The 9,761-nt window shown below is 70.4% G+C and carries 12 protein-coding genes, 1 tRNA gene and 1 pseudogene; 4 read left to right on the top strand and 10 right to left on the bottom strand.

The features are described from left to right. The 4 genes from VIG79_RS04555 to VIG79_RS04540 all read right to left on the bottom strand — a co-directional run. Window positions 1-779, bottom strand: a 779-nt coding sequence (locus tag VIG79_RS04555) for a histidine kinase dimerization/phosphoacceptor domain-containing protein (RefSeq protein WP_331882694.1), incomplete at its 3' end; no start/stop codon positions are given. Between the two features lie 110 nt (window positions 780-889). Then, entirely contained in the window at window positions 890-1,315 is a 426-nt protein-coding gene (locus VIG79_RS04550; RefSeq protein ID WP_331882691.1) for a hypothetical protein, read from the bottom strand. 366 nt (window positions 1,316-1,681) lie between these two features. Next, a complete protein-coding gene (locus VIG79_RS04545) occupies window positions 1,682-2,527 on the bottom strand; it encodes an N-acyl homoserine lactonase family protein (protein WP_331882689.1) in 846 nt (281 codons plus the stop codon). Window positions 2,528-2,646: 119 nt separating this feature from the next. Continuing rightward, window positions 2,647-3,114, bottom strand: a complete 468-nt coding sequence (locus tag VIG79_RS04540) for a hypothetical protein (RefSeq protein ID WP_331882687.1) — start codon at window positions 3,112-3,114, stop codon at window positions 2,647-2,649. A gap of 346 nt (window positions 3,115-3,460) precedes the next feature. Here VIG79_RS04540 and VIG79_RS04535 point away from each other — a divergent pair, with 346 nt between their 5' ends. Then, on the top strand, window positions 3,461-3,931 hold the full coding sequence (locus tag VIG79_RS04535) for a UPF0158 family protein (protein WP_331882684.1): 471 nt from the start codon (window positions 3,461-3,463) through the stop codon (window positions 3,929-3,931). Window positions 3,932-4,250: 319 nt separating this feature from the next. Here the strand turns inward: VIG79_RS04535 and VIG79_RS04530 are convergent. Then, window positions 4,251-4,326 (bottom strand) — tRNA-Ala (locus VIG79_RS04530). A 245-nt stretch (window positions 4,327-4,571) separates the two neighbouring features. Between VIG79_RS04530 and VIG79_RS04525 the strand changes: the two are divergent. The 3 genes and pseudogenes from VIG79_RS04525 to VIG79_RS04515 all read left to right on the top strand — a co-directional run. Next, window positions 4,572-4,714: pseudogene (locus VIG79_RS04525) on the top strand (alcohol dehydrogenase catalytic domain-containing protein); the annotation flags it as partial. 169 nt (window positions 4,715-4,883) lie between these two features. Then, entirely contained in the window at window positions 4,884-5,234 is a 351-nt protein-coding gene (locus VIG79_RS04520; RefSeq protein WP_331882680.1) for a zinc-binding dehydrogenase, read from the top strand. Between the two features lie 88 nt (window positions 5,235-5,322). Then, window positions 5,323-6,498: an AI-2E family transporter gene (locus tag VIG79_RS04515; RefSeq protein WP_331882677.1), complete on the top strand. Its 1,176-nt coding sequence runs from the start codon at window positions 5,323-5,325 to the stop codon at window positions 6,496-6,498. Between the two features lie 27 nt (window positions 6,499-6,525). Here the strand turns inward: VIG79_RS04515 and VIG79_RS04510 are convergent, their stop codons facing one another. The 5 genes from VIG79_RS04510 to moaC form a co-directional block, all read right to left on the bottom strand. Beyond that, window positions 6,526-6,939, bottom strand: coding sequence for a VOC family protein (locus VIG79_RS04510; protein ID WP_331882674.1), 414 nt, complete (start codon window positions 6,937-6,939; stop codon window positions 6,526-6,528). Window positions 6,940-7,052: 113 nt separating this feature from the next. Continuing rightward, complete coding sequence (locus tag VIG79_RS04505) at window positions 7,053-7,934, bottom strand: hypothetical protein (protein WP_331882671.1); 882 nt, start codon at window positions 7,932-7,934, stop codon at window positions 7,053-7,055. Between the two features lie 216 nt (window positions 7,935-8,150). Next, the gene (locus VIG79_RS04500; RefSeq protein ID WP_331882668.1) at window positions 8,151-8,801 is read right to left on the bottom strand and encodes a GNAT family protein; all 651 of its coding nucleotides are present in this window, start codon (window positions 8,799-8,801) and stop codon (window positions 8,151-8,153) included. Continuing rightward, window positions 8,788-9,270, bottom strand: coding sequence for a MogA/MoaB family molybdenum cofactor biosynthesis protein (locus tag VIG79_RS04495; RefSeq protein ID WP_331882665.1), 483 nt, complete (start codon window positions 9,268-9,270; stop codon window positions 8,788-8,790). The genes VIG79_RS04500 and VIG79_RS04495 overlap by 14 nt, the downstream gene beginning before the upstream one ends. Further along, window positions 9,267-9,758 (bottom strand): cyclic pyranopterin monophosphate synthase MoaC, encoded by a 492-nt coding sequence (gene moaC, locus VIG79_RS04490; protein WP_331882662.1) that lies wholly within the window; start codon window positions 9,756-9,758, stop codon window positions 9,267-9,269. Before moaC ends, VIG79_RS04495 begins: the two co-directional genes overlap by 4 nt. Window positions 9,759-9,761 lie beyond the last annotated feature (3 nt).

The raw sequence follows: 9,761 nt of genomic DNA, 5'->3' as shown, positions 1-9,761 counted from the left end.
CGGGCGTTGACGAGACCATCGTTGACCAGTTCGATGGTCCGGTCGATCGAGGCGCGCAGCCGGCCGCGTTCACCGTCTCGCTCGGCCAGCAACCGGGCTGCCTGCAGCTGGATCGCGGCCGCGGACAGGGAGTGCGCGAGCACGTCGTGCAACTCGCCGGCCACCCGGGCCCGTTCCGCGACGACGGCAGCCTCGGCCTGTTCGTCGCGGGCGTCCTCCAGGTGGGCCAGCAGCACCTCGGTCCGGTCCTGGCTGTCTCGGCTCTGCCGGATGAAGACGGCGACCACGCCGAGCAGCACACTCAACAGGGTCGCCGCCAACACCGCGGAGAAGCCGTCCCCGGTCAACGCCATCGCCACGTCCTGGCCCAGGGTGATCACCGCGCCCAGGCCGATCCCGAAGGCCAGCGGCAGCCGGGTGACCGCCAGCCACACCGCCGCCCCGGCAGCCAGGTCGGTGGCCCCACGCGGCTGCAACGCGGCCAAGATGATCCCGGCGCCGCCCATCGCCGCAAGGACCACCAGCTGGACGCCGAGGCGGTAGTCGATGAACCCATCCCGGGTCGCTATCGCCGTGGCGGCCGCGAAGATGACCAGGCCGGCCGTGACCCCTGCACCGGCTCCGGCCACACCGGGCGCCGGATGGTTGCTGGCCACACTCGCAGCGACCGCGGCGATGACTGCCCAGCCCACCGGCCGCAGCAGGTCCCGCTGTCGACGCAGCCGACGCCGCGCCCGGCCCCGAGCAGCCGCCACCCGGCTGCTGTCCGCATCTGGCATGACAGGCATCACCACCTCGCCGACGCCACCGCCAGCACCCTCTTGCTGCGTCTCCCATCGAACCGCGTCCGGCGCGCCGAAGCGAGCCGGACCACGATCCGAATTGGCCGTCACGCAGGCACGCCGGCGATCGTGACGGCCCGCCCCGACCCCACCAGGCGCCGGCCCCGCAGCTGGACCAGGACCAGCCGGGTGGTCACCTCGAACAGCGCCATCGAGACCAGCGCGACCGGCCAAGCCGCCGCACTGACGTGGTTGGCGATGCTGAAGTCACGGACCGCCTGCCCGGCGCCGTGGTCGAGGGCGAACACGAACACCAGCCGTGACGAGATCCCCGCCACCAACAGCAACCCGGCCAGCCAGCCGACCCGGGCGTACCGGGTGCCGTCGCCGTCGGCGCGGACACGGGTCGCCAACCCGCTGGCCACCCCCAGCGACAGCCCCACCGTCGTCAGCGCGGCTACCAGACCCAGATCGCCTCCACCGGTCGGGATGCTTTGCACGTAGTGGACGGCGACGAATGCCACCATCGCCATCGGAGCAACGAAGGAACGAAGGTCAAGGCGCCGCTCACGCGCCTGACGAAGAACGACAACAACGAAGATCGCATTGATCAGGTAATCGGTAAGAGTCATGGCACCCACGCTCACCCACGGCACGGATCATCGTCATCGGCGCACGGGATGAACCCGGGTTGATGCACGCGTCAACCCCCAGACGGACCCGCGCACGGCACCACACGCCACACGTCAACCCCCCAACGGGCACCCGACAGCCAGCTGGACGGGGCTCGGCCGGGCCTCGCCGAAGTCACCCTCAGCCAGCCTCGTCCCACCGTCGCACCGGACCGCGCCCACTAACCCCGGCATGAGGCCCCCTCACCCGCCGGCAGGGCGCGAAGGTCAGGTGTCGGTGAGGATGATCCGGTCCTGCAGTCGTTGCTCGGCCAGCGGGTCGTGGGCCGGCAACAAGACGGTCGGTTCGTCCCGGGCGAAGGCGGCGATGCGGTCCAACGTGTCGAGCGAGGCGCCGACGTTGCCGGCGGCACCGTCGACCACCCGCTGCTTGAGCAGGCTCTCGTCATAGGTCGCGTCGCCGGTCAGGAAGTAGGTGACCTCCTCCGCCCGGACCACCACGGACAGATGGCCGGGCATGTGACCCGGTGTCGGGACCGCGAACACGCTCCCGTCGGCGGTGAGCGGAAACGTCGCCTCGAAGCTGCTGACCGGCGGCCCGGTGAGGGTGACCCGGTGCGGGCTGAACCAGCTGGGCCACCGGGACGGGACCGCCCCGAGCGCGGCGCCCCTGAAGCCCCGTGACGCCCGGTAGTTCTCGTCCGAGACGATGATGTCCGCTCCCTGGAAGTCGCTCAGACCGTCGGCGTGGTCGTGGTGCAGATGTGACAGAACCACGTGTTTGAGGTCCTCGCGGGGATCGATACCCCGTGACCGAAGCTGGGAGCCGATCTCGTCCTGCGGCTCGACGCGGATATCGACCACGAGCCGGAAGAACGGGTTCCAGCTGGGGAACCATCCCGGCCGGGTGCTCCGGGCGCACTCCCCGGTATCAAGCAGCAGCAGCCCCTCGTCATGTTCGATCAGGTAGGCATAGATCGGAAGGGGTTGGGTCCAGTCCCCGTCCAGCAGAATGGCCAGCCGGCGCCGCCACACCGGCAGCGACATGTCGCCGGCCCGCAGCGACGGGCGAATCCGGATCATCCCGGACCTGACGGCATGGACACCGACCATGGCAACAACCTTCCCGCCGGATCGCCTCACCCTAGGGCGCGAGGGGCACCCCCTACCGATGGGCCCCGAAGGCGCTGGTGCCGATCAGCGGCCTGATGTCGCGTTGTCTCAGGGCATCCTCACTCGAGCGAGGACAGGGGGCGGGGGGAGGGGATCGGGCCGTCGGGGTGGGGCGTAGTCGACGCCAGGGTGGCAACGATGAGGACTGCGACCAACGCAACGGTGAGGGTCAAGGCCGTAGCCAGAGCGATGACGGATGCCAGGCGGCGGGAGTGGTGCCGCCCGGGGTGAACGTGGCTGTCGTCGGAGGTCAGTCGGGGCAGGTGGACGACGTGGCCGGCCCTGCCTGGGCTGCGGATGCCGGTCGGCGCGAGGGCGGTCATGTTGGGGGTCGGCGGGGGGGCGTCGCGGACGGGCCGCAGCGCGTCGGCGCGGGCGCCGGGCCCGGACCGGGCGTAGAACGACAGTTCGTGCCGGTCGGGGTCGTGGAAGCCGACCAGGCGGCCGGTGGCGCCGTTGATGACCTGCTGGACGCAGAGCCGGTCGAGGTGGGCGGCGCAGGCGGCCAGGTCCTCCTCGGTGGGCACCGCACTGTTGAGGAAGCCGAAGTTGGTGCGGACCCTAGCGCTGTTGGTGGTCGCGGCCTGGCTGGGGCGCTACACGGCGTTGAAGCTCATCGCGCTCTTTGGGCGGGCTCGGTACCGGGGTCGGCATCGGCATCCGGGTTGGCTCTTCCCTCCCGCCGCCGCGTTCGACTCGCAGTCGTCGAATCCGGGCCGACTCGGTGACCACGGCCCATAGCGGTTTGCGGTCAGCTGGGCCAGGGACGCAGCCAGATCCTGCCGGCGAGGTGAGTCACTCCGCCGTGTGTTGGGCTGCGGCGGTTGCGTTTCGGGCTGGGGCAGCGATGGGCAGCCGGCCTACGCTGACACGGTGCTTGACCTGGACGCCATTGATGTCGAGGAGATCGCCACCGCCCTGGCTGACCAGACCGACTACGAGCATCGGTGGCTGATCGACCCACAGACCGGTGAGGTGGCGTTCTGGACCAGCGACACCGGCATCGACGGGGAGAATCCGGTCGAACTCGACGACCTCGACCTGGTCCTCATCGACCCCCTTCCGTCCTACGTCTGGTACCAGGACATGGTCGATTTCACCCACGGCATCAGTGACCGCGCCGCCGGCGAGCGCCTAAGCCGCTCACTGCAAGGCAAGGGCGCATTCCGTCGCTTCAAGAACGAGCTCTACCAAGGTCACCCTGATCTCATCGCCGCCTGGCACGCCTTGAGGGGCGCCCGGGCACGGGCTCGAGCCGTGCAGTGGCTGGCCGAGGAGGGACTCATCGAACAGGACGCTGCCCAACGGTTCACGCGAGATCACCCGGACCCAAGCATTCCCTGACCATTGCTCAGAGAGCAGCCTGGCTGATGCTCCTCGAATGAGCGAATCACACCGCCGCGAGAGCGGCTGGCACACTGCGCCGTGTATGGACTGGCAGTGCGTCCGCTGTTAGCGATTCGGGCGGCTCAACGAGCAGATGGAGGCCGGAAGCCCCTTCTTGACCCTTTCCGACGCGCGCCTTCGCCCTCCGGGCCGGCATCGCCCTTCTCACGGCGTGAAAAGAGTGGTCGGGCGGGGGGCATCAAGGGGGCACGGGCAGGTCTCTTGGACGAAGCCTCGCCGCGATGTCGCCGTTTCCGCTGGTCAGACGGGGTTTGGTTGGTGGAGCTGCGGGGATTCGAACCCCGGGCCTTCTCATTGCGAACGAGACGCGCTACCAACTGCGCCACAGCCCCCAGTGCGGACCACACGATAACACCCGGCGACACTCGCCCGAGACCACGACCGGGGCAGCCGTAGGCCTGCCTCATCGGCGGGTTTGCCGCCTCAACGACCGAACTAGCGTGAGGAGCGCTCCCGATGCCGTGAGCAGCCCCAACTCTGGAGGGACGTCGATGAAGACCAAAGCCGCCGTCGTGTACGAGTTCGGCAAACCCATCGAGATCGACGAGCTGGACCTCGGCGGACCCCAGGCGGCTGGGTGCTGCTCCGCTACACGTATGCGGGTCTGTGCCACTCTGATGTCCACGTCGCGCACGGCGACCTCGAGGCGCGGCTGCCGATGGTGCTCGGCCACGAGGGGCCGGGATCATCGAGGAGGTCGGCCCCGGCGTGACCCGGGTCGCGGTAGGCGACCACGTCGTCTGCTTGTTCATCCCCAACTGCGGCTCGTGCCGCTCTGCGCCACGGGTCGCCAGTCGATCTGCGACGCGGGCGCGACGATCCTCGAGGGCTACCTGCCCGGACCGCGGTTCCCCATCACGGTCCGCGCGGAGAGTACGGCACCGGCACCATGCTGGGGACGGTCCGCCGGTACGGCCCCGTCCACCAGAACTCGTGCGTCAAGGTCGACGACGACCTCCCGCTCGACAAGGCCGTCCTCGTGGGGTGCGGGGTGCCGACCGGGTGGGGCTCGGCCGTCAACACCGCCGCCATCAAGGCCGGCGACACTGCGGTGATCGTCGGCGTCGGCGTGGGCGGCATCGGCATCAACGCCGTCCAGGGCGCCCGGCACGCGGGAGCCAAGAACGTCATCGCCATCGACCCGCTGGAGAACAAGCGTGAGAAGGCCCTGGTCGTCGGCGCGACGCACGCGTTCGCGACCACCGACGAGGCCATTGCGACGATCACCGAGAGGCCGTGAACGAGCAGCTCCGTACCGGGCGAAGGAGCACTGCCACCCCGTTGCTCCGGCGTCGCACCGTCGGGCCGCACCCCATACGCTCGCCGGTATGCCGATGCCACCCGCGACGAGCGACCCGCCGACCACGCGGGAGTCGTTCGTGCCGCCCCTCGTGCGCGCGGCGAGCGAGTGGGCGTGGCGCTCGATCGTCATCGGCGTCGCGGCGATCGCCTTCCTCTACCTGCTCGGCTTCCTCAGCGAGGTGGTCATCCCGCTCACGGTGGGACTGCTCCTCTGCGCACTGCTGTCGTCGGTCCACCTTCGGCTGACCCGGGTCATGCCTCGGGGAGCCGCCGCCGGGGTGACCGTCCTCGGGACGATCCTCGTCATCGCGGGGCTGCTGGTCCTGGTGGGGACGCAGATCTCGGGTGGGTTCGACTCGATGTCGGAGCAGGTCAGCACGGGGATCACCCAGGCCCGTGACTGGATCCGGGGCACGTTGGGGATCAGCGACGACCAGTTCAGCCAGTACCTCGAGGAGATCAAGCAGTTCCTGTCCAGCGCCAACCTCGGCTCGTCCCTGCGCAGGGCCGGTGTCACCGCGGGTCACTTCGTCGCGGGCACCTTCATCGCGCTGTTCACGCTGTTCTTCTTCCTCTACGACGGCCCGCGGATCTGGGCGTGGGTCGTGCGGCTGTTCCCGCGCGTCGCCCGTGACCGGGTGGACTCCTCCGGCACCGTCGCGTGGGGGCAGCTCACCGCCTACACCCGCGCGACCGTGCTGGTCGCCGCGGTCGACGCCGTCGGGATCACCGCCGGCGCACTTATCCTGCGGGTGCCGTTCGCGTTGGCCATCGGCGTGCTGGTGTTCCTGTTGTCGTTCATCCCTATCGTCGGGGCACTCCTGAGCGGCGCGGTGGCGGTCATCATCGCCCTCGTCGCGCACGGGCCGGTGACCGCACTGATCATGCTGGCCGTGGTGATCGGAGTGCAGCAGCTGGAGTCACACGTGCTCCAGCCGTTCATCCTCGGCCGGTCGGTGCGGGTGCATCCGCTCGGGGTCATCGCCGCCATCGCCACCGGCGCGATCCTCGCCGGCATCGTCGGCACGCTCGTCGCGGTCCCGGTCGTGGCGGTGGTCAAGGCCGTAGCGGAGCACCTCTTCCGGCACGACCACGACGACCACAACCACGACCACAACGACCACGACGACGGCGAGGACGTCGCAGATGACCCGCCGGTCCTCGACGACGCCCCCGTGGCGGCCGGGGAGTCGCCCGCCTGATCGGCGGCTGACCCTCCGGCCGGCCGCTCAGGCCTGCTGCTGGCTGATGTTGACGAGCCAGCCGATGCCGTACCTGTCGGTGAGCTGGCCGAACTCGTCGCCCCACATCTGCTTCTCGAGCGGGGTGCTGACATTGGCGCCATCGGACAGGCCCTGGAAGTAACGGCGCAACGCCTCGGCGTCGTCGCCGCTCAGGCTGACCGTGATGTTGGACTCGCTGGCCCGCCCCGACATGAACGACGGGGTGTCCGCAGCCATGATCGTGAAGCCGGCGTCGGTCTCGAGCTGACCGTGCATGACGAGGTCGCCGTCAGGGCCCTCAGTGCCGAACTCCTTGAAGTGGCTGAGCACCACCTCGCCGCCGAGGATGCCCCGGTAGAACTCGAGGGCTTCGGCCGTGTTGTCGCTGAACTGCAGGTAGGGGTTGAGGCGCATGGACATGGGTGCGGACTCCTTCTGCTTGCCGGTCGCCCACACCAGGTGGGGTCACGACAGTAGACCCGCGAGCACCGACAGACTCATCGCTCAGGCGAAGCCGACCTGAACGGCCTGCGTCAGCCGCCCACGCGCCGCCGCAGACCTGCCGAGACGACGTCGATGTCGTCGTCCTCGACCTCGATCGGCACCGGGCGGTCGCTCTCGGGCTCGGACGTGAGCTCGGGCCGGTAGGCCGGCTCCTTGAGCGTGTAGGTCGGGGGCGGGACCGGGACTGGCTTCCACCCGCCTGGGGTCTCCTCCGGGGCCGAGGGGGTATGCGGGTCCTCGGCGTCGGCGGGCGCGGTCGGAGCGGCGACGTTGCGAGCGGCGACGTTGCGCGCCGCGACGTTGTGAGCGGGGCGAGCGGTGGCGGAGACGCGGTGGCGGGCCTCCTCGAGGCGGCGCTTCTGCAGACGTCGGGCCTTGCGCGCCGACTGCTCCTGGATCGCCGCCACGCGCAGCCAGACCATCGAACCCACGAGCGCCAGGAGGGCGATGCCGACACTCACCCACTTGAGGACGTGGGCGACCGACAGGACGAGGGTGACCGGGACGGCGACGAGGGCCGCGAGGAAGAGGATCCCTCGCGCACGGCGCATCGCCACCTGAGCGGCGGTCTTGTGCGGCACCAGCTCGATGAGCGGAACCGGGTGCGCCGGCGGCAGTGGTGTCTCAGCCCGGTGGCGCGCGCGCAGGGGCGAGCTGACGCTGGCGTGCTTCACGACGACCTCGGGCCGGGAGTCCTTGGCGGTGTCCGCGCCGGACGCCGAGGCAGAGGTCGCCTCGGCGAGCATCGTGGTCGGCAGCGGGGTGCGGCGTTCGAGGACGCGCATCGCCTCGCTGAACTTGTCGACGGACCGGGCGGTCGCGAGGTGTTCGCGGCGACGGACCCAGTGCTGGATCAGGTAGGCAACCCAGATCGCCACGATGACCAGGAAGATCAGGCTGCTGGGCTGCACGGATCCGACGGTAGGCGGTGTCGGCGCGATGATCTCGTACCCATAACGGTGTGTCGCTGATGTGTCGCGTGTGACGGATGGGACTCCACCTTCGCTGCGTCCCCGAACCCGATCTCGCCGAGAGGCCAGCTTCTGTCGCACTGCTCAGGGATGACGACAGAAGTTGGCCTCTCGGCGTCAGGGTGGGGCGGGGCGACCGGTCTCCGCGCGCGAAGGTCAGGGCTGTCGGGCCCGGGCCCAGCGGTCGAGGACCTGGCCGCCCTGGAGGTCGTCGCTGGTGAGGGCGAAGGTCCGGTGGTCGCGCCAGCCCCCGTTGATGTGGAGGTACCGCTCCCGAACCCCCTCGTCCCGGAACCGCAGATGCTCCACGACCCGCAACGACGGCCCGTTCTCCGGGCGCACGTTCACCTCGACGCGGTGCAGCCCGAGGGGTCCGAACGCGTAGTCGCAGAGCATGGCCAGCGCCCGGGTCGCGATGCCGTGGCCCGCATGCTCCTCGGCGACCCAGTACCCAGCGGCGCCCGACAGCAGTGATCCGTGGACGATCCCGAACAGGTGCATCTGGCCCGCGATCCGACCGTCCGCCTCGATGAGGAACGGCACGATCCGCCCGGCCCGGGCCTCTCGGTCGAGACTCTTGACGTACTGGCGGAACGTGACGCGCCGGCCGACACCGTCGGGGGCGGTCGGCTCCCACTGCCCGACGTAGTGGAGGTTGGCGCTGCGCACCCGGTCCCACTCGCTCTTGTCGCCCCGGCGGAGCGCGCGCAGCGCGACCGCGGGCATGCTCGGGTCGCGCGACACGAGGGTCACCGGCCAGTCCTGGACGGGGCGCTCCAGCATCATGACGACCTCACCGGTGGTCACCGCCGCCGATCTGGTCGACCGCGTGCCCGACGACCTCGGCCAGCACGGCGAGCGCGTCCTTCACGCCACCCGTCGACCCCGGCAGGTTGACGACGAGCGAGTGGCCGGCCACTCCGGCGAGACCCCGCGACAGCATCGCCGTTGGGACCCCCTTCTCCACGCCGGCCGCACGCATCGCCTCGGCGATCCCTGGGATCTGACGGTCCAGGTGCCGGCGCGTCATCTCCGGTGTCGCATCGGTCGGAGAGATCCCGGTGCCACCGGTGGTGAGCACCACGTCCGGCGACGTCGCGAGAGCCGTCGCGAGCGCCTCCGACACGGGCTCCCCGTCGGGAACGACCGTCGCGTCGTCGACGTCGTACCCCCACTCGCGCAGCGCCGCCACGATCAGGGGGCCGGTGCGGTCGGGATAGACGCCGGTCGCCGCCCGCGTCGACGCGCAGATCACGACGGCGCGTCGCGCGGTCACGACTCCGTCCAGTCGCCGGACCGCCCACCCGATTTCGCGGTCACGCGCACGTCGGTGATCCGGGCGTGCTTGTCGACGGCCTTGACCATGTCGACCAGGGCGAGGGCTCCGACGCAGACGGCGGTCAGGGCCTCCATCTCGATGCCGGTGCGGTCCGCGGTACGGACGGTGGCCACGATGTCGACCCCGTCGTCGGCCACCGTGAGGTCCACCGTCACAGCGTGCACCGCGACGGGATGCGCGAGCGGGACCAGCTCCGGGGTCCGCTTGGCCCCCTGGATCCCGGCGACCCGCGCGACCGCGAGCGCGTCGCCCTTCGGGACATCGCCGGACCGCAGGGCGGCGACCGCCCGCGGTGACAACAGGACCCGTCCGGCGGCCGACGCCTCGCGCGCGGTGACGTCCTTCCCGCTCACGTCGACCATGTGCGCGGAGCCGTCGGCACGGACATGCGTCAGCCGTTCTCCCTCGAGCCGGCCGTCGCTCATGGC

This window comes from Lapillicoccus sp. (assembly GCF_036559105.1).
Classification (GTDB): domain Bacteria; phylum Actinomycetota; class Actinomycetes; order Actinomycetales; family Dermatophilaceae; genus Lapillicoccus.
Note: the sequence above shows the minus strand (reverse complement) of the source record. Positions and strands in the feature narration are given on the sequence as shown.

Excerpts from the sequence above, each read along its gene's own strand:
- VIG79_RS04550 (WP_331882691.1), bottom strand. The coding sequence starts at position 1,315 with ATGGCGATGGTGGCATTCGTCGCCGTCCACTACGTGCAAAGCATCCCG.
- VIG79_RS04545 (WP_331882689.1), bottom strand. The coding sequence starts at position 2,527 with ATGGTCGGTGTCCATGCCGTCAGGTCCGGGATGATCCGGATTCGCCCG.
- VIG79_RS04520 (WP_331882680.1), top strand. The coding sequence starts at position 4,884 with ATGCTGGGGACGGTCCGCCGGTACGGCCCCGTCCACCAGAACTCGTGC.
- VIG79_RS04515 (WP_331882677.1), top strand. The coding sequence starts at position 5,323 with ATGCCGATGCCACCCGCGACGAGCGACCCGCCGACCACGCGGGAGTCG.
- VIG79_RS04510 (WP_331882674.1), bottom strand. The coding sequence starts at position 6,939 with ATGTCCATGCGCCTCAACCCCTACCTGCAGTTCAGCGACAACACGGCC.
- moaC (WP_331882662.1), bottom strand. The coding sequence starts at position 9,758 with ATGAGCGACGGCCGGCTCGAGGGAGAACGGCTGACGCATGTCCGTGCC.